The sequence below is a fragment of the Sphingobacterium sp. SG20118 genome (assembly GCF_044740685.1).
GTDB lineage: Bacteria > Bacteroidota > Bacteroidia > Sphingobacteriales > Sphingobacteriaceae > Sphingobacterium.
In genome coordinates this window covers 1,872,832-1,898,697 of record NZ_CP172826.1, presented here as the reverse complement: position 1 = coordinate 1,898,697, position 25,866 = coordinate 1,872,832, and the positions used below count along the sequence as shown (strand labels likewise).

The 25,866-nt window shown below is 36.6% G+C and carries 17 protein-coding genes; 8 read left to right on the top strand and 9 right to left on the bottom strand.

Annotated elements, in window-relative coordinates:
* Positions 1-98 precede the first annotated feature (98 nt).
* Positions 99-269, bottom strand: a complete 171-nt coding sequence (locus ACFX5U_RS08920; protein WP_400263172.1) for an SDR family NAD(P)-dependent oxidoreductase — start codon at positions 267-269, stop codon at positions 99-101.
* Between the two features lie 52 nt (positions 270-321).
* Positions 322-987 (bottom strand): BON domain-containing protein, encoded by a 666-nt coding sequence (locus ACFX5U_RS08915; RefSeq protein ID WP_400263171.1) that lies wholly within the window; start codon positions 985-987, stop codon positions 322-324.
* A 375-nt stretch (positions 988-1,362) separates the two neighbouring features.
* Here ACFX5U_RS08915 and ACFX5U_RS08910 point away from each other — a divergent pair, with 375 nt between their 5' ends.
* The 4 genes from ACFX5U_RS08910 to ACFX5U_RS08895 all read left to right on the top strand — a co-directional run bounded on the left by ACFX5U_RS08910 (position 1,363) and on the right by ACFX5U_RS08895 (position 3,191).
* Positions 1,363-1,923 carry an AraC family transcriptional regulator gene (locus tag ACFX5U_RS08910; RefSeq protein WP_280568571.1) on the top strand — a complete coding sequence of 187 codons (561 nt, stop codon included), beginning with the start codon at positions 1,363-1,365 and terminating at the stop codon, positions 1,921-1,923.
* A gap of 187 nt (positions 1,924-2,110) precedes the next feature.
* Positions 2,111-2,455 carry a cupin domain-containing protein gene (locus ACFX5U_RS08905; RefSeq protein ID WP_400263170.1) on the top strand — a complete coding sequence of 115 codons (345 nt, stop codon included), beginning with the start codon at positions 2,111-2,113 and terminating at the stop codon, positions 2,453-2,455.
* A gap of 38 nt (positions 2,456-2,493) precedes the next feature.
* Positions 2,494-2,865, top strand: coding sequence for a hypothetical protein (locus ACFX5U_RS08900; RefSeq protein ID WP_400263169.1), 372 nt, complete (start codon positions 2,494-2,496; stop codon positions 2,863-2,865).
* Between the two features lie 5 nt (positions 2,866-2,870).
* Positions 2,871-3,191 carry a DUF1003 domain-containing protein gene (locus ACFX5U_RS08895; RefSeq protein WP_400263168.1) on the top strand — a complete coding sequence of 107 codons (321 nt, stop codon included), beginning with the start codon at positions 2,871-2,873 and terminating at the stop codon, positions 3,189-3,191.
* Positions 3,192-3,369: 178 nt separating this feature from the next.
* Here the strand turns inward: ACFX5U_RS08895 and ACFX5U_RS08890 are convergent, their stop codons facing one another.
* Entirely contained in the window at positions 3,370-5,874 is a 2,505-nt protein-coding gene (locus tag ACFX5U_RS08890) for a cation-translocating P-type ATPase (RefSeq protein WP_400263167.1), read from the bottom strand.
* Positions 5,875-6,402: 528 nt separating this feature from the next.
* On the opposite strand from ACFX5U_RS08890, the gene ACFX5U_RS08885 reads away from it, so the two are divergent.
* On the top strand, positions 6,403-7,209 hold the full coding sequence (locus ACFX5U_RS08885) for an AraC family transcriptional regulator (RefSeq protein ID WP_400263166.1): 807 nt from the start codon (positions 6,403-6,405) through the stop codon (positions 7,207-7,209).
* 22 nt (positions 7,210-7,231) lie between these two features.
* On the opposite strand, the gene ACFX5U_RS08880 is transcribed toward ACFX5U_RS08885, so the two are convergent.
* Positions 7,232-9,676, bottom strand: coding sequence for a TonB-dependent receptor (locus ACFX5U_RS08880; RefSeq protein WP_400263165.1), 2,445 nt, complete (start codon positions 9,674-9,676; stop codon positions 7,232-7,234).
* 838 nt (positions 9,677-10,514) lie between these two features.
* Here ACFX5U_RS08880 and ACFX5U_RS08875 point away from each other — a divergent pair.
* Positions 10,515-14,570, top strand: coding sequence for a response regulator (locus tag ACFX5U_RS08875; RefSeq protein ID WP_400263164.1), 4,056 nt, complete (start codon positions 10,515-10,517; stop codon positions 14,568-14,570).
* Between the two features lie 156 nt (positions 14,571-14,726).
* On the opposite strand, the gene ACFX5U_RS08870 is transcribed toward ACFX5U_RS08875, so the two are convergent.
* The 4 genes from ACFX5U_RS08870 to ACFX5U_RS08855 are packed head-to-tail and all read right to left on the bottom strand — an operon-like array spanning position 14,727 to position 18,417.
* Positions 14,727-15,578 (bottom strand): BNR repeat-containing protein, encoded by an 852-nt coding sequence (locus ACFX5U_RS08870; protein WP_400263163.1) that lies wholly within the window; start codon positions 15,576-15,578, stop codon positions 14,727-14,729.
* The gene (locus tag ACFX5U_RS08865) at positions 15,514-16,056 is read right to left on the bottom strand and encodes a BNR-4 repeat-containing protein (RefSeq protein ID WP_400263162.1); all 543 of its coding nucleotides are present in this window, start codon (positions 16,054-16,056) and stop codon (positions 15,514-15,516) included. The genes ACFX5U_RS08870 and ACFX5U_RS08865 overlap by 65 nt, the downstream gene beginning before the upstream one ends.
* A 13-nt stretch (positions 16,057-16,069) precedes the next feature.
* Positions 16,070-17,305, bottom strand: a complete 1,236-nt coding sequence (locus tag ACFX5U_RS08860; protein ID WP_400263161.1) for a DUF2264 domain-containing protein — start codon at positions 17,303-17,305, stop codon at positions 16,070-16,072.
* A complete protein-coding gene (locus ACFX5U_RS08855; protein WP_400263160.1) occupies positions 17,302-18,417 on the bottom strand; it encodes a glycoside hydrolase family 88 protein in 1,116 nt (371 codons plus the stop codon). Before ACFX5U_RS08855 ends, ACFX5U_RS08860 begins: the two co-directional genes overlap by 4 nt.
* 560 nt (positions 18,418-18,977) lie before the next feature.
* On the opposite strand from ACFX5U_RS08855, the gene ACFX5U_RS08850 reads away from it, so the two are divergent.
* Positions 18,978-21,989 carry a SusC/RagA family TonB-linked outer membrane protein gene (locus ACFX5U_RS08850; RefSeq protein WP_400263159.1) on the top strand — a complete coding sequence of 1,004 codons (3,012 nt, stop codon included), beginning with the start codon at positions 18,978-18,980 and terminating at the stop codon, positions 21,987-21,989.
* 251 nt (positions 21,990-22,240) lie between these two features.
* A complete protein-coding gene (locus ACFX5U_RS08845; RefSeq protein WP_400263158.1) occupies positions 22,241-23,818 on the top strand; it encodes a RagB/SusD family nutrient uptake outer membrane protein in 1,578 nt (525 codons plus the stop codon).
* Positions 23,819-23,898: 80 nt separating this feature from the next.
* Here the strand turns inward: ACFX5U_RS08845 and ACFX5U_RS08840 are convergent, their stop codons facing one another.
* Complete coding sequence (locus ACFX5U_RS08840) at positions 23,899-25,842, bottom strand: glycoside hydrolase family 97 catalytic domain-containing protein (RefSeq protein WP_400263157.1); 1,944 nt, start codon at positions 25,840-25,842, stop codon at positions 23,899-23,901.
* Positions 25,843-25,866 lie beyond the last annotated feature (24 nt).

The following is a 25,866-nucleotide window of genomic DNA, read 5'->3' as shown; positions in this document are numbered from 1 at the left end:
TATTTTTTAATACGCTGTCATTCTTTTACAATTTTGCCACTATGGGTATACAACTACACTTTAAATAATCTTTTGATTACTGCGTACACATACCACCATCAATCAACGTGCTTACTCCTCAACTCTGCCACCGCTTCTTTTAATTGCTCTTCAGAAAGATCCACCAACATGACTTTTGCTCCTTCATCTAAAAATAGCTGAGCAGTTATTTTACCGATACTACCCGAACCGCCGGTTATGATAGCTATTTTATTCTCCAGTTTTTTCATATCAACATCCTTACTTCCTGTTACTTCAATATATTATTACTTAATTAAGGACTTAGCTGAAGTCTATTTCGTAATCGATATCCAGATCGTTTTTCACATGGGAAACTCCAGGTGTGTTCCAAGTAATGCGACCGGCCTCTCCTTTTTGATACCAGGAATCAACAGTACCACTTAATGTAACCACATTATCAGATACTGAAACCTTGATATTGCTATCATCTATAGTACTTCTTTTAAGAGCATGTTCAATATCTTTCTTCTCAATTGCATCATTCCTGCCAGATTTGATCCTAATGTTATTATCCACTCCTTTAACTCCTACGAGATAATGTACAGCATGTTGCGCAGCTTCCTTCTGATAGTTCCATGTCAGTTCTCCATCCAATGTAACCCAGCCGTCTTCAACCTTTACACTAATTTTTTCACTGGGAATAGACCAGTTTCTTTTTAGTGCTACAAGTACTTCATCAGCAATTTCGCCATCAGTTCTTGAAAAAGAGCTAGCAAATTTTACTTTGATATTTTCTGCTAAAGCCCTGACACCAATAACACGCTTTGTGGCATTTTCAGCTTCTAGTTTTTTTACATAATTGTCCACATAACCTGAAAGTGTAACAACACCATTCTTAACCGTAACACCTATTTCTGCTTCATCTAGCAGAGGCTCCCATAGGATGGCCTTTTGAACATCCAACTGTAATGCTGTATCTGTTTTCATCTACTATTTTTTTTAAAAACAATCCACTTATTGATTTAGATAAAGTTCAGTTTTACAAACCCGTATCAGTTGTACATTTAAAAATATTTATTGTATAATTGGTAGGTTGTAAACCTTAAATTATTTCTAAAAAAACAGCTTACCGCTATATATAATCAAGTAATTAAAACAAAATGAAAAAAAATGCATTGTATATAGAGCGGAGGTCCGATTTGCTGAAATGAAGTGTATAATATTACTTAAACTGTCTTATTCAAAATTGATAAGCAGCATTGAGGAACTAAAATATAATCGTTGACGAAATATAATAATATACATTTTTGTCCTTCAATTTTTTACACACTAATACTCACCCGAAACCTGACACTGAATAGTATGAAATTATTTATTCAAAATATGGTAAGCCTTCGTTGTAAAATGATGGTAAAGTCTGAACTGGATAAGTTAGGTATTGAATTCAATCAAATAGAACTGGGTGAAGTAAAATTAGCAAAACCTATTTCAAAAGCACTTCAGAATAGGCTTAAAGAAACATTACATCGATCAGGATTAGAACTAATGGATGATAAAAAAGCCCTCCTTATTGAAAAAATAGTTAATATTATTATTGAAACAGTTCACTATGCAGATGAATTGCCTCATATAAATTTTTCTGATTTTCTGAGCGAAAAACTCCAACATAACTACCATTACCTAGCGGAGCTCTTTTCAAAAACAAAAGGTATAACAATAGAGCATTTTATCATACTTCACAAAGTCGAAAAAATCAAGGAACTGATTATATATGATGAATTAAACCTAACTGAAATCTCATATAAAATGCACTACTGCAGTGTTTCACATCTATCTAAACAATTTAAAAAAATAACGGGACTCACTCCTACTTTTTTCAAAAACCTACCTGATAGACAGCGCAGAAATTTAGAAGATCTATAAATTACAAGGAATTTCGTCTACTAATTATACCATAAAAATATTTAATTGTATAATAAACCAATGCAAATTTTCAAGAAACTTTGTCTTGATTTCTATCGCTATATTTTATTTACAATAATATGGTAAGTAAGTAGGCTTTGATTTCGTCAACTCTTTTCATCATTCAATCATCTCTAAATAAATTAAAATGAAGAGAAACCCCGAATTAGATAAAGGTAAAGTACATTCAACCGTTGAAATGGTTAACTATGTACAAAACGCTGTGGTAAACACAACAATCTTAAATAAAACAACTGGTAGCATTACTGCTACTTCTTTAGATATTGGCAGAGAGTTGAAGGATGAAACATCTGCTTTTGATATTTATATTCAGATCATTGATGGTGTTGCTACCGTAACTATTGATGGTAAAATAAACATGCTGAAATTTGGTGAAAGTATTATTATTCCTGCTCATGCTAAACATCGAATTACGGCAAAAGAACAATTTAAAATGATAACTACAATAATCAAGAGCGGATATGAATTATAAGGAGTTAATAATTGGTTCATACTTTAAAGTCTGGAAAAATGAAAAGCAGTTCAATCACAAAAATAGCCATAGCAGAAGGTGAAGCAATACGAGCTGGCGATGTAAGAGAAGGAATTTTTAATTTATTAAGGGTTGACTTTCCTAACATTAAAAGAGACGATTACATTTCATTGGACGAACTTAATCTGTATCGAAGACGTTATCTGACATCACTTATAAGCACAGAAAAAGGAGAATTAGCGGTCATAGATCAAGATGTGCTAGATGCAATTCAAAAAAATTCTATCCTTTCAGAAAATATCCAGGAAGAAATAGAAGCTGAACTTACAACAGGGCAAAAGCTTGCTGATAAAGTTGCTGCTTTTGGAGGGAGCTGGTTTTTATTATTACGTTTTTTTCATTCATTTTAATATGGATGATTATCAATATAATAATTTTATCAAGTCGACCATTTGACCCTTATCCCTTTATTTTACTCAATTTAATACTCTCCTGTCTAGCTGCCATCCAAGCACCAATTATTATGATGAGTCAAAATAGACAAGAACAGAAAGACAGAATAAGAGGTGAACATGACTATAAAATCAATCTGAAAGCAGAATTGGAAATAAAATTATTAAGTGACAAAATTGACCATCTACTGGTGCATCAAAATAAGATGTTATTAGAAATTCAGGAAGTGCAAACCGACTATCTTGAAGACCTGATGAAAGAACTCAAGAAAAAAGGAAAGTAGACCTTAAATCATAATTATACTAAACTGAAAGTCAAGATAACACTTAACAAAAGTAACGTGCTATCTTGACTTTCCCGACCTGTTATATTAAAGGTCAGGAAACAGGGTCCTTTTGCAGTAATACCATCAAAAAGTTCAATCCAATGGTTTGAATTACATGTAAAAATAGCAACAATTGCTATGTATTTCTTGATCGTTTCCACCATTTATAAAGATCCATCCAGAGCGTACTGATTGCCGCTGTTAACAAACAAAATAACAATTGGGTAAATCCCAGATTCGTCATGCTAAAGAAATTGGAAACAGGCTTAACATACAGCATCATAAACATGAACAGCAAAGTAATACCGGTAATGTAATAAATAAGACGATTCTTATACATGATGGTCTCGTATATATAATAGTAAAAAGAACGGTTGATAAAACTCAGCAGGATATTAGCAAAGATCAATGTCGTAAAGACCATACTTCGTACCGTCTTCTCGTCACCTCCCTGTTGATGGGTATATTGATAGATAAAAAGAACACCACCAGTAATCACCAAACCCTGAACCACACTGATCATCAATTCTTTCCAGTTTAAAAAAGTCTCCGATATCGGACGTGGCTTACGTTGCATGGCATTTTTTTCCATTGGCTCGTTTTCATAGACAATAGAACAAGTAGGTCCCATCACCAGTTCCAAAAATATGACATGTATAGGGGTAAAGATCTGCGGGTATACCCACCCCAAAAAGAGCGGTAGTGATACGGTCAAGATAATGGGAATGTGAATAGAAATAATGTATTGAATAGCTTTCTTAATATTGGCATAGATGCGTCTACCTGCAGCGATTGCAAGCACCAACTTTGAAAAATCATCATTGATCAGCACTACAGCCGCTGCTGCCTTCGCTATTTCAGTTCCTTTATGTCCCATCGCTACGCCAATATGTGCAGCTTTCAATGCGGGCGCATCATTTACACCATCTCCGAGCATGGCCACCACTTCACCATTTCGTTTTAGCGATTTGATCACGGCCAACTTTGCCTCAGGATACATGCGCGCAAAGAGAGTACTTTCTTGGACCTTTCTGTCAAGCTGCTCCTCAGAGAGCGCAATCAATTCTTTACCTTCTATATGTGCCGAAGCATTTATGATACCCGCTTGGGCCGCGATAGACCCAGCCGTATTGGAATTATCCCCAGTTATCATTTTAACTTTGATCCCTGCTTCATAAATTTGCTTAAACACCGTTTCGATACCTTTTTTCGGCGGATCGTAAAAAACAACAAACCCTACAAAATCAAACGGAAAATCCTGTTGCTTTTCAGGAAATTCATCGCTTCCATAAGTTGCAGTTGCAACTCCCAATACACGGTAACCCTCCTGCCCAAATTGATCCACCAATCGCCGTAATGCTACTTTTTTTTCAGGCAACAGCCTACTCACATCGAGAATAGCTTCAGGTGCCCCTTTTGCTGCAATAATACGCTCTCCGCTATTATTTTTAAATAGATGGGTCATCATGGGTGGCTTTCCTTCCAAAGGATACTCGTGAAATAACTCAAACTGTGCACGCCGATCATTTTTTTCAGTCTGCTCGTAAAGGCGATGGAGTTCTTTCTCCATCGGATCGAAAGGCACGGGTTCGCTGGCCCACATGGCAGTCTGAATTACACTTGCAATTTCGGGCAGCTGGTAATCCTGCTCATATGCAGTGCGCTCATCAGCTTCACTATACACAGCAACCAGGTGCATCGTGTTTTCGGTTATTGTACCTGTTTTATCTGTACAGATCACTGTAGTGCTCCCTAATGTCTCTACGATGCTCGATTTTTTAATTATAACACCATCACGCATGAGTCGCCATGCCCCTAGCGCCATAAAAGTCGTAAATGCTACAGGGATCTCTTCCGGAAGGATCGACATGGCCAAAGTAAGACCATTTAAAAGACTGTCAACAAAACTTTTAGTTTGAAAATAATTGGCCAAGCATACCAGTATAAAGACTACTAATCCGGCAAGTGCCATCTTTTTCACGAAGCGCTCAATCTGTAACTGCAAAGGTGATTTTTCTTCTATAATAGAAGCAATAGAGTGACCTATCTTTCCTAGTTTTGTCTGCTCTCCTATCTCCTGCACCTCAAAAACTGCCAAACCCGAAACAGTGATCGTGCCGCTATACACTTTATTGTCCGTACCATCGGCATCCTTGAACACCGAAAGGCTTTCACCAGTAAGAGAAGATTCATTGACCGAAAAATCATTGCTGTGCACAATACGGCCATCAGCATTGATAATCTGGCCTTCTTCCGTGATACATAAGTCTCCAATAGCAATTTCATGTGTTTTGATAGCAACGATAAGACCATCCCGGATGACATTACTGTGCGGTTCGTTTAACTTTTCCAATGCCTGCATCGCATTGCGGCTCCGCGTGTCTTGATAAAAAGAAATACCTGACACAAAAACTACAGCCGCAAACATAAAGTAGGCTTCAGCATAATTACCAACCACTAAATAAATAACAGATATCACGATAAGCAGGATCAACATCGGTTCTTTCAGAATATTCATCAACACACGCCATGTCCCGCTGTCACGTTTTGTTTTCAAGCTATTATCACCATACTTTTCAACAGACACTTTTACTTGCTCGGCATTCAGCCCTTTCAGATCTTTAGGAATAGGATAACCCATATCGGTATCAGTTAGTTAGTTAGTCAGATAAGTTAACACATTTATATCGAAGAAAACATAATTGAAAAATAATTCTTTTGAGAAGAATAATTTCATTTCCTATTTATCCCTTCATTACCAATATCGCATCCATTATTAATGACAGTACAATGAGTTGATTACTTTCCCCTCACCCTTCCCAGCAACCGGCTCGTCGCATAACTCAGTTACTAAACTACTCGTCACTATGTTACTTCTTTACTAGTCACTTCGTTACTATGTAACTCCTTTACTATGTCACTTATTACTTATTACTCCTTTACTATGTTATTTCTTTACTAGTCACACTTTTACTTCGTCAATACGTTACTCTGTCACTTTGTTACTTCTTTACTAGTCACACTTTTACTTCGTCACTCCGTTACTCCTTTACTATGTCACTTCTTCACTCCATCACTATGTCACTTCTTCACATTTTCCGCTTGAAAGCTGGTATTGGACATCCCATCTAATTTAGCTATTTTTGGCTCACCGATCAATCTTAAAAACATGCGTACGCTAATCGAAGTAAAAGATAAAAACGACAACAACCAGCTCATCAAAGTATCCCCATTTCGACCTGAAATAAGAAAAACAAATCCGCATAAACATAATGGATATTTTGAAATCATCTATCTTTCACAAGGTGGTGGCACCCACTATATCGACCACAAACCCTATCCGATTAAACCGCCAATTGTTTTTACGATCACCAAAGAACAGGTACACCATTGGGATATGACCCATATGCCTGCTGGTTACGTATTACTTTTGAAAAAAGAATTTGTAGATAAAAGCTTGGATAAGGAATTAAAGCGTTTGCTCACTACGATGGGTAAACAACCCGCTATATCGTTACAATACAGTACTGTCATCGAAAAGATATTCGAAGCCCTAACTGAAGACAATAATTTTACGGTCAACGAAGGGCTCCTTAAGGCACTTCTTGCCAAAATTATGGATTCAACCACCTCACAACCTCAAAGGTCTACCAATAATCAAAATATCTATTTCCAATTTCGCGAACTATTGAACGAGCATGGGGCCTCAACCATCCATGTCGCTCATTATGCTAAATTATTGCATACAACAGCGCAGAACCTCAATGCAAGCTGTCGAAAAACGAATAACCAGACAGCAACGCAGGTCATCTCCGAGTTTATCATCAGCGAAGCCAAAAGACTCTTATTCTATACCGATCAGACGGTATCACAAATAGCCCATACCTTAGGATTTGTAGACAGTTCTCATTTTACCAAATATTTTAAAAGGTATACGAGCCTAACGCCTGTTAAATTTAGAAGAACAACTGCTTAAATGTTCCAACTTATCAACCTGTTTAAAATTCTTTTTCACCAAACTCACTTTTTGGAAGTTTAAGCACTTTATTCAGCTTATGTAGATTCAGGTTGAGATTCAGTAGTAGGATATTCTTTTCATAGACATAATTTGTCGTCGTATAAAAGTCGTTGCCAGTAGTTGTTATCCGCTGTTCATTGACACCCCAGTTACCGAGTTCAATATTTTGCCATTGCAGTTGTGCACTGAATGCGCCTTTATAAAAGGTCTTTTTGATGCTTAAGTGAGGTGTTATAAATCTGCTATCCCAGCCTTGCACAGTAGGCCGTTTAGAAGTGTAGTTCACATTCATCGTCATACTCCATGTCGGAGAAAACAAGAATTGGTTACCAACATTGACCACATAAACAAGATCTTTATTTTTATGATAGTTCGAATAATTCAGCACAGTTCCTTCAACTGCATATTGATAAATATTGGCCCCTAGGTTCAACTGCAACCACGATAAAGGTTTCATATCACCTCCAATTTCAAGCCCCACACGAGTAGCACGATCAGCATTCGTAAAAACCCGATTTAATACTGTATCTGCATACACCGCATTGACCCGTTGAATAGGGTTTTTCATATGCTGATAATACAAATTGGCAAACAAGCTACCCTTTCCCAATTTTTTAACCAATCCTGTTTCCACAGCAGTCACAAATTCAGGTAATAGCTCCGGATCACCTTGTTCCAAAGTTTCTGAATGCTCACGCTCAGGTATCGGATTCAACTCAAAATTGTTGTTACGTTGCACCCTTCTGCTAGCAGCCACCTTCCAGGACCAGTTATTGTCCAATTCATATAGAAGAGAAAAAGAAGGATAAAGCTGATGGATACTGTAAGGATGTGACTCCCCCGTATGTAAAAGATTCAACTGTCGCTCATAATATTCGTATCGTAATCCAAGATTAAAAGATACAGCCGCACGTTTCCAGTCATATTGGCTATATAAAGCATGCACCTGATTAGTAGCATTTAAACGACCACTAAATTCGGGGATCACGACCAAGGGACCATACCCCTCGCGCGACAGATAATCAAAAGTACCCCTTTGCTTATCTGTTCTAAATTGATAACCAGATTCCAGTTTACCCATACCCCATTTTAAACCGTATAGCACATTTAGACGCAACCCATCCAAGGGATTACGATAAGTATTCTGCGTAAACTGAGTCGTATCATTTTGCGACACAATATTTGAGTTAGCTGTACCTCCGTATATATTGGCATGCTCATAGATCAGCCCGACCTGAAAATCATGCTTATCGACCTTCAATTTATAGCTCAAGTCCAGTAAATAAAACTCACCCTGCTTTGTCTGTAAATTAGAATTAAAGTAATCCAATCGGTACAATTCCTGACCACTTTGAATATCCACAGCACGATTATTATAATAAATATCTGCCAGTCGATCCTGAAACTTGCGACTAGCCAACAAACCCAAATCAAGTTGTTGAGACTCTGAAATCTGATAAGAAGTATTTAAACGGACACCATAATTATACTTATCAAAACTCCGTTCGCCGGCAGAAGGGAAAAAAGTCTGCTTATTATCGATGATGGTATAGACATCACCCTCACGAAATCCCGCATTATCGTTGCGCAGATAATTGGCAGATCCACTAAAGTCAAATTTACCTTTTCTATAATATAGTGATAGATCACCACCATACCGCTTCTGCGCTGCAACATTATCATAATCACCCGTACTAGGCAGTCCAGCCTGCATATTGAACAACCAAACAAGACCATCCGCTGTCGCTTTCTTGGTCTTGATATTCAAAATACCCCCTTTACCATCCGGATCATATTTAGCAGACGGACTGGTGATATATTCGACCTCCAACACATCATTTGCTGCGATCTGTTGTAAAAAGGTGCTGGCATCCAATACGACAGGCTTATCGTTGATGAGCACAAGAAATCCAGAAGAGCCGCGAACCGAAATATTGCCCTGTCCATCAACACTTACAGCAGGCAGATTTTTGACAATATCAAGCGCTGTCCCACCTACGGCATTTTGAAACTGAGCTGCTTGATATACCTGTCGATCTATTTTATGCTGCTGCATAGCAACCTTTCCAGCAACTTGAACTTCATCCAGTAACTGATCATGCCCTTTCAAGTAAACAATCCCGATATCTATCTGCTTATTATCAACATACAATTCTGTTATTTTTTTTTGATCATAGCCAATAAATTTTATGATGAGGGCATAAGATCCAGTTGAGAGTTTAGGGAAAGAAAACCTCCCATCTTTATCAGTTACCTGACCCGCTATGACCTGCAGGTTATTATCCAGAAGAGAAACACTCGCGTAGGCAATAGTATTTTTATCCGTACTGTCTCTAATAACCCCTTTAAAGGCACCGGTCTGTGCATGGATCTGCAGTACATGGAAAAAGAAAAACAGTATGGCGAGTATAAGTGCTCTTTTCATTGAGAATAAGTTGAATATTAATGCTAATTATTGCCGAAAATACACAGATATACAAGCATTACTAAATAATCAACGTATTATACCGAAGTTTTTTCAAATCTACCATGCTATCCTACCCCTTGTATTCCTTTTCATGGGCACATTCTCCTCACCCTACCTAGACACCTACTCATCACTCCTCTAATTCGTTACTCCCTTACCTTGTTACTTCGTCACTCTTTACAGCCGAAGGCTTACCCAAAAGGCCTAGCATTCCGACTGCGTATTTGCACCGACGAAGAGGCGTATAAAATGAATTTCTGTTTAAGTGAAACGAGTTTAAATTCATTTAGCCGATTTGAGGTGAAATAGCAAAAAAATACGAAATTTCATATCAAACAAGATTCAGTACCTCGAGTAATTCATGATGGATAAAATTTGATTTCCATCGGTATCATAGATTGTCTAAAGACAATTTTACGGAGATGGCGAGCGTCAAATAATTGTATTACCGAAACCAGCAGATGGTAAGAAAAATGATTCATAAGGTATTTGCAGAAGAGATATACTTAAAACTATTGATTTTATATATAAATGTCTATATCACATTTATTTGAAAGAAATTCATTATCTTTAAAAAAGATGCTACTTTGAATTCGGCTTTTAACCAATTATCATATACAGAATTAAGTCGAAAGAGAATAGCCACTGATATTTAATCATTATCTACTAGCGAATTGAAATTCGTCTTCACTTTTTCGCATGTTATTTACTTTAACTGCTTTTTCCGATACATGGATGTGAAAAGAGAGGTAATGAATGATAACGTATATATCTGACCAAATTATACCAATTGATTATGAAAAATACATATCGCATTTTATTTTTCTTATTTATAAATATTATTTACAAACCTGTTGTTAATGGTCAACAAATGGGGTTAAATGCCATGACTAAAAATCATGAATTACCATCGTTAACAATTAATCAAACCTATCAGGATAAAGAGGGTTATATTTGGTTTGCTTCTACTCAAGGTCTTAGTAGATACGATGCTTATAATATTTTGAATTTCAAATTGAAAACAGCCGAAGGCAAAACGGCAACTAACCAAAATATTACGACATTAGTTGAATACCAAGATTACTTGATCTTAGGAACAGATAAAGGTCTTTATACCTTAGAAAAGAAAAGCTATACAATCAAACCTCTCAAAAACACCATCCAATCTACAACACGTATTACAACACTACTGATTGATAAAAAAAACAGATTGTGGGTAGGATCCGACAATGGGATTGTTGTTTACAATAAAGATTTATTAGTTGTGCACGACTACCAAGAGGATAGGAAGCAAATGAACAAGATTCCCACAGGAACTGTTAATACTATATTTGAAGATAAAAAAGGGAATATCTGGGTTTCCATTTGGGAACAGGGGCTATTCAGATTAAATACACAAAGCAATCAATTCATTGCATATCCAAAGCTCGGAACACGCAACAATCCATTTAAACTATTTGAAGATAATAATAAACAACTTTGGATATGTACATGGGGCGATGGAGTGTACTTGTTTAATCCTGACAATCCAAAAAATTTATATCAAGAAATAGAAATCAAAAATAAGCGTCGAAATATTGGAAAAGAAGATTTATTCTACAACATGGTTCAAGACCGCCATCGGAATTACATTTGGATACTTTCATTTTCAGGCATATCTACATTTCAATATGTAAATGGGGTACTCAAAGAAGTAGATATGTCCCCCTATTTTAATCATACCACGAATATTTTTAATGATATTTATCAAGATAAATTAGGAACATTATGGCTTTCTATAGGAGGTAAAGGTATCTCAACAATTAGTTTTGATAAACCCTTTATTCAGAACTATACTTTTAAAGAAATTAAAAGTACATATAGTATCGCTCCAAATGTGAATATGTTATATCGAGATGGAAGAGGTACATTTTGGTTCAATCTCGAACGATTTGGTTTCGGAAGTTTAAATCCTCAGGATGGATTATTGAACACGTATAGTAATGCCAATTTACGTGAACTAATTTCCATTAGAGCTGCTACCTGCGCAATTGATGTCCAAAATGACCTTTGGGTAGGCTCAGCTTATGAATCAACTATAAATGTCTTCGAAAAACAACATAATAATATTATCTTAAAAAATAAAATTGATTTAAAACGTGAAGTAAATCACTCCGGAATCCCACTCTTTTTTTTCCAAGATAGTCAATCTGGAACATGGATAGCAACCAATCAAGGTGTACTCTATAGAGATCCAAAAAACAAAAAGATAAAATTAATTAACAGCATCAAAGATCAAGCGGTCAGTATTGCAGAAGATAAAAAATCAAATATCTGGGTGGCTACCAAAGAAAGTGGAATTTATTACATAAATAAAAAAGATCCTGAACTTATTTTACAACATATTGGGATCAATACTGCGATTCTGAAAAGTAATCAAATCGAAACATTGGACATTGATAAAAATGATAATCTATGGATTGGGACCAAAGATAATCGTTTACTCTATTACCAGACAGATTTAAAGAAAATAGAAGAATTGGCCAATTCTTCTTTGTTTGGAAAAAACCAAATATTGGATATTGTTTGCATCAATAATACCGTCTGGCTTTCTAGTACAAGAAATATATTTAAGATAAATGCTGTAAATAAAAACATTTTAGAATTTGCTTCTACAGATAGTCTTCAAGTAAATATGTTTTCAAAAAGAGCATTTACTTTAGATAAAAAATCAAATTCCGTTTATTTTGGAGGTTATAATGGTATGGTTAAACTGGACGAAAATAGCAATATCCCAAATTACAAAGCTAAAGTTCAAATCACGGACATCAAGATTAATAATGCATCTATTATCCTAGAATCAAATCAACAAAAGTTGAATTCCGACCTAAAAACACTCACTTTAGAACCCGAAGACCAAAATATAGAATTTTCATTTTCATCATTGGCTTATACGCAAGATAATAAACTTAGATATGCATATAAACTTGAAGGTATCGATCAAGATTGGGTAAATGCATCACGAGATCGTATTTTTGCAGCATACAATAATTTAGGCAAAGGAGCCTATCGATTTTTAGTAAAATCAACTGACTTAAATAATAAATGGAATTCGAGCATTACAGAAATCAACATTTATAAGAAGGCCGCATTTTATGAAAGTAGCCTTGCTTATTTTATATACATCTGTTTACTGCTAGGAGTATTTTACTATTTCATTAATTTCACATTACATCGATTAAAGTTAAGAAGTGATTTAAAAATAGCACAGATAGAGAAAGAGAATGCGCATGAGTTAGCTCAATCTAAACTAAGTTATTTTACGAGTATATCCCATGACTTACTGACGCCTTTAACCATTATTTCATGTTTAGTAGACGATGTACAAATGACCACAAAACATCATTTCAGTCAATTCGAAAAAATGAGATTGAATCTTGATCGTCTAAAGCGATTATTGCAGCAGATTTTAGATTTTAGAAGAATAGAAAAGAATCTAATGGAACTGAAAGTAAGTCAAGAGCATTTGCCCACATTTATTAATCAGTTGAGTCATGTATTCTTTAGTCCACTTGCTCTCCGTAAAAACATTCAATTTGAATTACATCATGGAGAATGTATCTCTGATATCTATTATGATGCTGATAAAATGGATAAAATACTCTTTAACTTACTCTCTAATGCATTTAAATATACACCTAAAGACGGTAAAATCTCCTTATCTTATTACGTTAAACAAGATAACAAACAAAAACTGCTTTATCTCTACGTCCGTGACAATGGTAAGGGTATCACTGAAGATGAATTAGAGAAGATATTTAAACCATTTTACACCAATAAATCATTTATTAATCAAGAAAGTAATGGTATTGGTCTATCAGTAACCAAAGAATTAGTCGACATTCATTTTGGCGAAATTAATGTTGAAAGTATACCTGATAAAGGAACTTGCTTCCAAATTATATTACCTGTTGACAAGGAATTTTACATTAAAAATGGTATTCAAATATGGAATGAATCATTTTCTAAAAAAGATGAGATTATTTACGAAACAGACAAATTCCCAACATCTATCATTGAAAACACTTATGAAGATTCAAAACACCTGAATATTCTATTAGTAGAAGACAATGATGATCTTCAACAAACTATGTCAAGTATTTTATCAAAAAAATATCACGTTCATATTGCTTCTGATGGTAAACAAGCTCTTGAGCTTTTAAAGAAAGATGAAATCGATATTATTGTTAGTGATATAATGATGCCCGAAATGGATGGGCTTTCTCTCTGCAGAGCTGTCAAACAGAATATGGAGATTAATCATATTCCAATATTATTGCTTACTGCCAAAAATAGTATGGAAGACCGTATCGAGTGCTACCAAGCTGGTGCTGATGGCTACATAAGTAAACCTTTTGATATTAGAGTTTTGGAAGCAAAAATCAAAAGCTTTATCATCAATAAGCGGGCGAAACAAATCAACTTCAACAACAATACACAGATTAATATCGCGACATTGAATTATACTCCAGTAGATGAACAGTTTTTACAGCGCATAATCAAAGTTGTTGAAGAAAATTTAAGCGATGATCAATTTGATATTATTAAACTCGGTGAAATACTAGCATTATCCAAATCAACTTTATATCGTAAAACCAAAGTTTTGTTAAATTTATCTCCAAGTGAATTTGTGAAAAATATTCGCCTAAAACATGCATGCCAAATGATGGAGAAAGACAAATCAATTACAGTGAGTGAAGTTGCATTCGCGACAGGATTCTCTGACCCAAGATATTTTGCGACTTGCTTCAAGGCATCATTTGGTATTACTCCTACTGAATTTCAAAAAAACACAACTGTACAACATGTATAATCAACCTGTCTTTCTCATCTTTTAACGATTCATCGAAGATTTTGTGTGTGTGTTTAATAACACAGAACAACTTGAAAAGAATAAAAATAAAAGTTTAAAACTGGACGTTCCGAATACTGGTTTTCATAAGTAATGTTTGATTATATTTTTTATTGACTAAAGACTAGGCACCCATTCAATGACCCTAACTTTGCTAGGACCAGACTCCAAAAGTCCTTCTCCATCCTTTTGATCAGTAGCTTGAACAAAAAGTGATAATCGCCTCTTGTTTCGCCACATTTCAGTATCATAACTAGGCTCCCATGCTCCTAATGATTCAGCATTCAAATCAAATAATTGATAATCTTCATCTGTCAACTTATTCAAGTTCAATACAGAAGCGCGACTTAATCTTTCCTTATCCCGAAACAAGAGCATAACAGCAACATTGTCACCTTTCCCTTTGACCATTAATTGGGGTCTCGCTATTGGTATTTCTTTTGTTCCTTGTCCGCTCAAACTGAAAGGCATTTTTCTAAAATCAAAAGAACGGACTTGCCAAGCGCCTTTCCTATAATAAATAAGCTTATATTGAGGAATAGTAGAACCTTCAGCGCGCCAATAAGTCGCAATAAATGGGTTCCCATCATCATCTGCAGCCATCGATGTTTGATTAATCAGTTCTCTGTTTTGAGGAATACGCACCGCATATTCCGCTGTTGCTGCCTGTATAGGTAATGCATATTGCGCTCCTGTGGTAGACTCCCAAGTGAACCCTCCATCTTTTGAACAAGTATAAGCCATATCATGATTACTGGCTACATCCGGACTCTCTCGCCACACCCAAGAAAGATGTATCGTTCCCTTCGTGTCGACATACCCTTGCCAATAAGCATTTCGTTTCCCTTCTCCATCAATTAAATTATTATGAAGTCTGGTCCATTTTGAACTTTTAGTATCATAACTATTCATAACAAGATTTCCTGCACCAGAAACCTCCGTCACGATAAAGAAATAGTAATGAACCATCAGGCATTTTGAGAAATTCAGGATAGGTAACATACTGTTCGTCTTTCCCGATCATAGCATGCTCAGGGCCTAAATCCAATGTATGTGGCTGCTTCGTTCTAGCATATCGTAACTTACCGTTATGGTGATCCCAACATATATGTAAATATCCATCTCCATCAATCATAATACTGATAATATTATGTGCATCCTGGGCTCTGCCAGAATATTTGGTAATTTGTAATTGCCAGCTCGTCTGATTCAGCTTTCTTTTTCCCAATACCACTTGTCCCTTCTCGTTGTAATATGCTATGTATTGAAATTGCGCATCACTGACGAGCGAGTTTTTTCGAAAAACAGCTGTATTGACTGTATTCTTAGCCCAACCGTCTCCAACATCCATGATCTGAATCTGCTTGCTTTGGGAAAAACAAACATTTAAGGAAAGGACAAGGTAAAAGTGAACGACTCCAATTTTACAAAATGTTACTAATCTCATGACTTTTTATCTCTTACTGAATGCCCTTACTTTTATCTTTTTTCCAATCCTGTCCAGACCAAATACGTTTAGAACTCCAGTCTTCTTCTTTTGAAGTCCAAAAACTATCATTTGCCGAAAGTCCTAGTGGTAAAAAAATCGTACTACACAAATAAGGACTTCCTTGATTATTGTAAAAATCTCCTAAACCTGGTTGATCTCCGTATAGACCAATCGTTAACCAATTTTGGTGATAAGTAGTTGGACTTTCAAATGTTTTTTTCAAAACGGCAGATAAAGCAGCGCGAACCTGTCCTTCTGTGAGTTCCTCGGGTAATCGTTTTTTTAATACCATGTCAGCCAAATGATGAAATGCAGCTCCACGATAAATGACTGACCTCCCGGATGGTGGAAAAGTACCATCTGTATTGACCAATCGTTCTAATATAATGGCATATCGTTGATTTCGTAGTTTGATTTTTGCAAACATACCATCATAACTTTTAGTTTTTTGTTCAATAACATTCATGATTCCAGATAAAAAAGGATGGATAACATAGCTATTGTAATAATCATAGGCATAATGTGGTCCATCTTTATACATACCATCACCCACATACCACTGTTCCAATTGCTGCAAGGCGTAGTCTACACGCATCACATCCCAATCCTTACTGTACTGAGCTAAAAAAGCTTCGTTCATAGCAGAAAAAAGCAACCAATTTGAAAAAACCGGCTTGAATTGACGAGTAGTTTTAATAGCCTTGATTAAGCTTTCCTGAGTTTTAGTATCAAGATTATTCCATAACCAAGAAGAACGCAAAAATGCAACTGAAATAAATGATGCATCAACTAATTGTTGTCCGCCCAAATCAAAACGCATAAAATCATTAGCATTACTATCCAAAGCATTGCTTAAGGCTTGAACAGTCCAATTCCGATATTGTTTTCTTAGTGCCTGCTCCTCTTCTGAACCGTCATTCAACGCTAACCATGGCGATATCCCACATAAAACTCGACCTAATACTTCTACATACTGTACTTGAACACGATGCTCTTTGTTATCAACAGCTATAGAAGTAATTTTGGGCATATTAATCCTTAAACTATCATGAGCCAAACTACGCATAACAGGTCTGGCCATTCGATCCATCTCCCTGAGCCAAAATACTCTTGAAGTTTCGTTTAATGTGCTATTAGTTTTGTCCTGCCCAAAGCTAACCGTGACACAACATAGTAATAGCAGTAATACCAATATTTTTCTCATCATTTTTCGTTTAAATATCTATACATCTCAACACCCGCCAATAAAAATGCTCCAATCCCAAATGGTGCCGTTGAATTGGCATCTACCACTTGACCAGGTATCGCCTTCTCGCCGATAGGTTGTATATAACCCACCCTCCCATCAGATTGTAAAGCATGATTACTCAAATAATCCCAACCTTTTTTTGCACTTCCCTCAAATTTGTCATGATTAAGAAGTCCATTATTAATGCCCCATAAAAGTCCATAGGTAAAAAATGCAGTTCCACTAGATTCTTTACCAGGTGCATGCTCTGGATCCAACATGCTCCGTGTCCAAAACCCTTCTTCTTGTTGACACGATACAATAACGGATGCCATGTCCTGAAAGCGCCTTACATAGTGATTATAATAGATATTGTCCTTAGGAAGATCTTGCAGTACCTTTGCCAATCCTGCGAAAACCCAACCATCTCCACGAGCCCAAAAGTCTTTTTTACCGTTAGTACTTTTATGTTTCGGATAGACATATTTTGCATCTCTATAATAGAGCTTCTCATCTTTGTCATACATGATACTATCTGCATATGCCAAATACTCATGTAGCTTTTCTAAATAAAGTGGGTTTTTCGTTAATTTATACATCTTTGTCATCACAGGCATGACCATATATAATCCATCAGCCCACCACCAATAATCATTCTCCTTAGTGTGAATTTGATAATCCATAACTTCTAACGCTCTCGCTATTTTATTTGACTCAGGATCAATATGATACAAATCAATATAAGTTTGAAAACAGATCTGCCAATCGCCAAACAGTACAAAATCATCTGTTTCACCATAACTATACTTCCAATTTGATCTATCAGTTGATTTTGCACCTTTCCACTCATTAAAATTAGCCCAAACTTCAGAATATTTTAAAAAATCAATATTTTTAAATTCTTTATAAAATTCCATATTTCCACTGTGATAGGCCGCTTGATCCCAAAAAGCCCATACTTCGGGTTTATGATTAGTCTGCCAATATTGATTAGCGAGAGTCAATTTCGATAAAACATCTTTCTTACTCACCTCCTGTCCAAAGACAGAATAAGTAACTAAAAGAAAATAAACAAGAACGTATTTACGCATATTTTAAGATTAATAGGTTTTAAAAAATCCATTCATCAATCAGTATTTTAAAGTTTCAAATACGATTGAAGCTTGGGGTAATCAAATCTAGATAAAATCACTACAGCCTATGTTTAATTTTAGTTTAATCAACATACAAAATGGGATCATTTGATGATTATAACCCTTCAAAATAGGTTTCTAGAATGAAAAGTATAGTCTATAAAGATATGATGGTCTCTGTTTTAGTTTTTTATTGATTTTTAGTAAATGATTAACCCTCTTGAATAGATTTTCAACCTTATTGACTCGATTTCAAATAGTTTCTAACCGAATCCATCATAAATTTGACTTATAGAGATTTTGAAAATACCACAACAGAATGATTACTAAACGAATATTGAATTGTAGCGCGTACTCTTTTTGAAGTTGATTGAATAACAATTATTAAACACTAAATATAAATAATATTATGATGACATCAAGTTGAAATGAACATGTAAGGGGATGATAGGATAGAGTTTGATCCTATTATAAATGGAATAAAATAGTAATTCTAATCTAAAAACCAATTATAAATTATGTTAACCCACTATTGCAATAAATATGCAAAAAACACATTGCTATTAAACAGCCTATTTTTAATAGCAATGTCGACTTATGGTCAAGGAAGTTCTGTAAAAGGAACTCTTCGAGACGCTTCTACAGGAAAAGGCATAAGCAACATCACCGTTAAAGTAAAAGGAAGCTCGATCAGTACACAAACAAATACGGTCGGTAGTTTCACTATTCAAGCTAATATCGGAAACACTTTGATCATTTCCTCAGTAGGATATCAGGAAAAGGAAGTGATCGTACCTCAGGGAGGTATTGTCGATGTTACGCTTAGTCCATCTGAAAATGTACTCGACGAATTAGTTGTGGTCGGATACGGAACACAAAAAAGATCGGATGTAACGGGGTCTGTAGCATCAGTGCCAAAAGATCGATTATCAAAAATTCCAGTTACAAATGTGATGCAGGCCATCCAAGGAGCAGTATCAAATGTGACTGTTTCACAAGCATCTTCTATTCCAGGAGACGCACCATCTGTCCAAGTTCGTGGTAAGAATTCCATCAATGCAACATCGGAACCTTATCTTGTCGTTGATGGAATTCCGTTATCAAGAACTGATGGGTCTATTAATGATATCAATCCCAATGATATTGAATCAGTCGAAATATTAAAAGACCCATCAGCTGTTGCAATTTATGGTGTGAATGGTTCTAATGGTGTTATTTTGATTACCACAAAACGCGGTACATCCGGAACTCCCCGTATTCGTTATAGTGGATATGGCGGTGTGGAAAATGTTGCACATATCCTTAAACCGGTGTCTGGTGAAGAGCTTCTAAAACGTTATGCTGAGTATGCCCGCATTAATAATGGTACGCTATATAATGGTGGTCCAGTGCGCAATCAGTTTGAGTTTGATAACTATACCAATGGCGTGACCACAGATTGGTTAGACGCAGTAATGCAGACCGGTGCGATCCAAAATCATAATGTCAGCTTATCTGGTGGTAGTGAAAATGCCAAGTATTTTGTTTCGGGCGATTATCTGGATCAAAAGGGTGTACTCTTAGGTTATAATTATAAGCGATATTCATTTCGGACCAATACAGATTTTAAACCAACGAAATATCTATCGGTAGGTACATCTTCTTTTATCGTTGCACATAATAAAGACGGTGGTCGTGCAAGTTTATTACAGGCTGCTGCCATGAGCCCTTACGCAAAGATGTATAACGAGGATGGTACATTAACACAGCATCCCATGTACTCAGAACAGCTCTGGACCAATCCACTTTTGCCAACGACATTAAATCCAGAACGCCGTCAATTTAATATTTCTTTAAATGGTTATGCGGATCTTAATTTAGGTGAGTTATATAAACCTTTGGCGGGTTTAAAATACAAGCTCAATGCCGGATATTCTTATGTCCCTGTTCGTAATAATGAATATGAAGGTGAAAGTGTTTATAATTTTGCAGGCATGGGCCGAATCACCAACAGTGAATCTCAGTCTTATACAGTAGAGAATATATTAACCTATTCAAAGGATTTTGGTAAACATCACCTTGACTTCACAGGATTGTATGCCTCAAAAAGTAAATATTGGCAACAAGCTATCGCTACTGGAGAGGTATTCCCTAATGATGCTTTGGAATGGGGAAATCTAGGTGCAGCTACTACTCAAAAAGTATCTTCTCAGGCGGACTTGTACCGTTCCATCTCTCAAATGGGTAGAATAAACTACGCTTACGATAGCCGTTATTTATTTACGGCGACTGTACGTCGTGATGGTGCATCGGTTTTTAGTAAAAACAAAAAGTATGGTGTATTCCCATCTGTCGCTGCTGCATGGAATATACACAATGAATCGTTCATGAATGGTGCTAAAGACGTGGTGGATAATTTAAAATGGAGGGTATCTTATGGTATTTCAGGAAATGAAGCTATTGGAATATATCAAACGCTTTCCTTGATGGATGCAAGTACCATCGCGCTGAATGGATTATCGAATACCGCATTAAATATACGTACACGAATGGGTAACGATAATTTGGAGTGGGAAAAGACAAAGGGATTAAATACAGGTATTGATTTTGGGCTATTCAAAAATAGGTTAAGTGGAAGCATAGATGTGTATAAAACAAATTCTTATGATATGCTACTATTACAACGTCTACCAAGGCTAACTGGTTTTGCAGAGGTCTTTTCCAATCTTGGAAAAGTGTCTAATACAGGTATAGACCTTACATTGAACACTAAAAATATCGTTAAAAATGATTTTAATTGGTCTAGTACCTTGGTATTCTCCCGTAACAAAAACAAGATTGTAGAAGTTTATGGTGATGGTAAGGAAGATTTAGGCAATCGATGGTTTATCGGACATCCGCTCGGTGTCATCTATGATTTTACCAAAGTGGGTATCTGGCAGGAAGATGAACTAAAAGCGGGAGCTAATAAAGGATGGGACGAACAGGCTGAAGCAGGAAGTGTAAAATTAGCGGATCTAAATGGGGATGGCTTGATCAACGAAAGCGACCGCTCGGTATTGGGCCAGACTGCTCCTAAATGGACCGCTGGACTTACCAATACATTTGGATATAAGGCATTTACTTTAAATATTTTCATCAATACGGTGCAAGGAGCACTACGTAATAATCCACAGATCGGTTCGGCAGCAGATGAAATGGGGCGCAAAAGTACACCAGCAGAATTGGGTTATTGGACTCCTGAAAATAAAAGTAACGAATGGCGTTCATTGAGTAACCGTTCCAATGTATATGGTTATGGGTTTCCATCAAATGCAAGTTTTACGCGGTTGAAAGATGTGACCTTAAGTTATAACATGTCCCAAAACACACTGAATAAATTGGGTATTAATGGTGCTATACTTTATGTAAGTGGTCGAAACCTTTATACATGGACCAATTGGATTGGATGGGATCCGGAAGCTCGAGATATCACACGTGGATCTTCAAATGATAACCTGAATTATCCGATGGTTCGTACCTATGTACTTGGCGTTAATTTAACCTTTTAATGAAACCATCATGAGTAAACGCTCACCTAGAACGATGAATACTGCTCATGATAGCTTCATCACCGATAAAAAACAATAAATACTGATGAAAAAAACAATAAATATTCAAAATAAGTTATTACCTGTGGTTGCGGTCTTTTTATTAGGATCGGCATCTTGTAGTAAAAATTTTCTCGAAGAGAAGCCATACTCTAGTTATGAAGCTGGAAATAGTGATCCCTCGACAATCGAAAATAGAGTTTTAGGCTTACATGCAACTTTCGGACAGTTGTGGGGATACAGTGGTCGTCAAGGTTTTTTATCGTGTTGGCAGATCGGTACTGATATTGCAAGTGCTGGTTTCTACCGAAGGCGTAGAGAATCCCTTTTATCAATATGCTGATCTCAATCCTGAAAATGGTGGAGTGGGCTATTTATGGCAACGCAGCTATGAATTTATAAACAATGCAAATAGTATTATTGAGGCTGTTGGTGATACTAATCCAAAGCTTGCAGCAGAGGCAAGATTCTTCAGAGCTTATGCCTATAACATGTTGGTAACACTATGGGGCGATGTTCCTTTATTGACAACATCTATTAAAATTCCAACGTTCAATTATGTGCGTAATTCGACAATAGAAGTGGATCAGATTATTTCAGATGATCTTGAATATGCGGTCAAAGAATTGGCTGCTGTGGGACAAGCTGCTGCTCCAAGCCGGATCAATAAAGATATGGCTAGACAGTTAGCGGCCGAAGCTTTCCTCAGAATTGGGATGAGAGATCCTGCTTATTTTGCTAAAGCAGAAGCCATGGCCACGGCGATCATAGAGAGTGGTAGTTATAAATTGATCGATACGCGATATGGTAAATATTTAAATCAAGATGGCGATGCTTTTCGTGATATGTTTAGACAGGGTAACATGCGTCGTGCTCAAGGAAATACCGAAGCAATATGGACGTTTGAAGTTGAACTTAATCGCGAAATTAACGGTGGAACCATCGATAATCCCCAGCATCGTAGGATATGGCAACCGTCATATCATAAATGGGATGGCATGGTGAATGCGGATTCTCTTGGGGGAAGAGGCAATGGACGATTGAGATTAAGCAACTTCATGAAATATACGGTCTGGAAAGGACTTCAAGGTGATGTCCGTAATAGCAATTATAATATCCGTCGTACCACAAATTATAACCGACCTAATATGACCGTCAACAATGCTGTGGTTACACCATGGAGTACAGAGATTGGTGTAGATGCAGATGGCTATCGTGTTGCTAAGGGAGCAGGAGTCAAAGATATGACTATAAAAACAGGAGATCAGGTTATTCCTTTTCGTGCGGACAGTTTGGAAGTCTGGTATCCTTTCCCAACAAAATGGGGAGGATATGATCCGCTGGATGATTTTGGTTATGCATTGATAAAAGATTGGCCAGTTATGAGGTTTGGAGAAACATATCTATTAAGGGCAGAGGCACGACTGAGACAAAATAATCTAGGCGGAGCAGCTGAGGATATCAATAAGTTAAGAGATCGTTCTTTTAAAGAGACGCGTACGCAATCTGGAAATACAGCTTTAGGAAAGGTGCTAGCATCAACCATGACGATTGATTTTATTCTTGATGAACGTGCCCGTGAATTAATCGCAGAAGAAAATCGGAGAATGACTTTAGTGAGAACGAATAAACTCAAAGAACGTATTGTATTAAATGGTGACGAAGGGCCTGCAAATAAAATAACGAGTGGTTTCCAAGATTACAATGTTTTACTTCCAATCCCTTTAAGTGAAATTCAATTAAACAACAAAGAGGGAGAAGGTCTTAAACAAAATTTGGGATATAAATAATCTAGTTTTAATAATTTTTAATAGTTAGCAAAAGGACAATTTTCAATGCATCGAAAATTGTCCTTTTACCTCCAATTACCTTACTGTCCAACGATCAGAAACCCACCGTCAGCCTGAAGCGTCACTTTTACCAGCTTATCTTTTCGCACTGGTATTTCCTGGTATTGCGCTGTTCTATCCTTATTATCAACATACAATTGCCACTTTTCTCCCGCAAGCATCGGTAAATGAATTGTTAGCTCCTTTTCCTCTTTCTCTGCATTGATTCCTGCTATGTACCAACGATCAGCATGTCGCCGAGCTAATACCACATACTTTCCCGGATATCCGTCTATCAAGACCGTTTCATCCCACGTCGTTGGTACAGCTTTCATAAAATCAATAACGTGTTTAGGCATCTCCGTAAGATTATTAGGTGTAATTCCAAAATTCTGAACCGGTGTCTGAAACAGAACAGCTGTAGCCAATTGAAATGTTTCTGTTGTCTTTCGAATCATGCCACCGTTATTTTCACGATTATGTCTTTTATTGAGTAGAACGGGACCGAAATCCATTGATCCTACAGCATTCCGAATAAAAGGATGTAAACTCGCATTAAAAGCTTCAGTATCATTCGCATGTTGTGTAAAGATCAAATTCTCTGAAGCCAGTACAGCCTCGCTTCCCACAAAATTGGGATACATACGTTCCCATCCTCGTGGCAAAGTACAGCCGTGAAAAATAACCGATAGACCATAATCATTCGCATCCGATAAAATATCTTCATAGAGCTTCATGGTCTCCTGTTTGTCACCACCAAAAAAGTCAACCTTTATACCTTTTATACCGACACTTTGCATCCAGGCCATTTCCTTTTTTCGTGCAGTGGCAGTATTCATCATATTTTTAGGTGTTTGTGGCGCATCATTCCAAAAACCGTTGGAATTGTACCATAAACAGATGCCAACACCTTTGTCTTTTCCATAAGCAATCAAGGCTTCAATTTTATCCCGTCCGATTTTGCTATCCCACCAATTATCAACCAAAACAAACTCATAGCCCATAGCTGCAGAGAGATCTACAAATTTTTTCTGATCTTCAAAATTAATACTTGCGTCTTGCCACTCCAGCCAACTCCAAGTTGAACGTCCATAAGTATACTGTTTTGATGCTTTGTACACAGGCTCAACCACATCAAATGCGATCGTAGTTTCTACAATAGGTTTTAGCGTACTTCCAACAGTCAGTGTACGCCACGGTGTATTACCTGGTAAAGCAATTGCCGGTTGCGCACTACCTATCCCGTTGTTTTCCCCGATCTCCGGAAATGCAACCTTATATTGACCGTCTTCGCTTCCTTCACTCAACTTAGACCCACAGTACAGTGCTCCTACTCCAGTTTCAGAAACGAGTACCCAGCCACGGTCACCAACACGGAATAATCCTGGAAAGGTATAGCCGTATCCATACTTGGAGGGAACTCCCAATTGCGCATCCACCGTATACTCCTCTTCATAACTTGGTTTCGTTTTCATCCAACCAGACATGGGTGGTGCTTGAGGAGTCAAAAAGGTGGTCGTCACATTCGGGAATTTAAATGCACTCAATTCCTCTTCAATATAAAGATTGGCCTCTTCACCGACCTGTGGCACATGGTACCGAAAAGCAATATCATGATTACTAACCCGAAACACTACATGTAAAGCTTTTTTATCGCTATTTTCTAATTTACATATCAGCTCATTCGCCTGGTAATGTACCTGTTTACGTTTTATTTTCGGTTCCTCATACTGCACATCAACTTGATTATTTATCTGACCAACCAATTTCAAATTAGTCGATAGATCAACATGATGTCCTTTTAATCCAAGCGCAGATCTTTCAAGCATCACCTTTCCATCTAATTGGACATCATAATAAAGCTTCCCTTTTTCCAAAGAGATATTGACCACTAATCGTTTATCGGGTCCAGAAATAGTCAGATTTTGCGCAAAAACCAATATTGAGCTCAAGCTAAGAACAGTGACGATAAGTAAACGTTTCATTATAGTGTAAGTTTTTGTGTAAAA

What these genes read in the sequence shown, in the direction of transcription:
- ACFX5U_RS08920 (WP_400263172.1), bottom strand. Translation starts at nt 269, where the DNA reads ATGAAAAAACTGGAGAATAAAATAGCTATCATAACCGGCGGTTCGGGT.
- ACFX5U_RS08915 (WP_400263171.1), bottom strand. Translation starts at nt 987, where the DNA reads ATGAAAACAGATACAGCATTACAGTTGGATGTTCAAAAGGCCATCCTA.
- ACFX5U_RS08910 (WP_280568571.1), top strand. Translation starts at nt 1,363, where the DNA reads ATGAAATTATTTATTCAAAATATGGTAAGCCTTCGTTGTAAAATGATG.
- ACFX5U_RS08905 (WP_400263170.1), top strand. Translation starts at nt 2,111, where the DNA reads ATGAAGAGAAACCCCGAATTAGATAAAGGTAAAGTACATTCAACCGTT.
- ACFX5U_RS08900 (WP_400263169.1), top strand. Translation starts at nt 2,494, where the DNA reads ATGAAAAGCAGTTCAATCACAAAAATAGCCATAGCAGAAGGTGAAGCA.
- ACFX5U_RS08895 (WP_400263168.1), top strand. Translation starts at nt 2,871, where the DNA reads ATGATTATCAATATAATAATTTTATCAAGTCGACCATTTGACCCTTAT.
- ACFX5U_RS08890 (WP_400263167.1), bottom strand. Translation starts at nt 5,874, where the DNA reads ATGGGTTATCCTATTCCTAAAGATCTGAAAGGGCTGAATGCCGAGCAA.
- ACFX5U_RS08885 (WP_400263166.1), top strand. Translation starts at nt 6,403, where the DNA reads ATGCGTACGCTAATCGAAGTAAAAGATAAAAACGACAACAACCAGCTC.
- ACFX5U_RS08880 (WP_400263165.1), bottom strand. Translation starts at nt 9,676, where the DNA reads ATGAAAAGAGCACTTATACTCGCCATACTGTTTTTCTTTTTCCATGTA.
- ACFX5U_RS08875 (WP_400263164.1), top strand. Translation starts at nt 10,515, where the DNA reads ATGAAAAATACATATCGCATTTTATTTTTCTTATTTATAAATATTATT.
- ACFX5U_RS08870 (WP_400263163.1), bottom strand. Translation starts at nt 15,578, where the DNA reads ATGGTTCATTACTATTTCTTTATCGTGACGGAGGTTTCTGGTGCAGGA.
- ACFX5U_RS08865 (WP_400263162.1), bottom strand. Translation starts at nt 16,056, where the DNA reads ATGAGATTAGTAACATTTTGTAAAATTGGAGTCGTTCACTTTTACCTT.
- ACFX5U_RS08860 (WP_400263161.1), bottom strand. Translation starts at nt 17,305, where the DNA reads ATGATGAGAAAAATATTGGTATTACTGCTATTACTATGTTGTGTCACG.
- ACFX5U_RS08855 (WP_400263160.1), bottom strand. Translation starts at nt 18,417, where the DNA reads ATGCGTAAATACGTTCTTGTTTATTTTCTTTTAGTTACTTATTCTGTC.
- ACFX5U_RS08850 (WP_400263159.1), top strand. Translation starts at nt 18,978, where the DNA reads ATGTTAACCCACTATTGCAATAAATATGCAAAAAACACATTGCTATTA.
- ACFX5U_RS08845 (WP_400263158.1), top strand. Translation starts at nt 22,241, where the DNA reads ATGCAACTTTCGGACAGTTGTGGGGATACAGTGGTCGTCAAGGTTTTT.
- ACFX5U_RS08840 (WP_400263157.1), bottom strand. Translation starts at nt 25,842, where the DNA reads ATGAAACGTTTACTTATCGTCACTGTTCTTAGCTTGAGCTCAATATTG.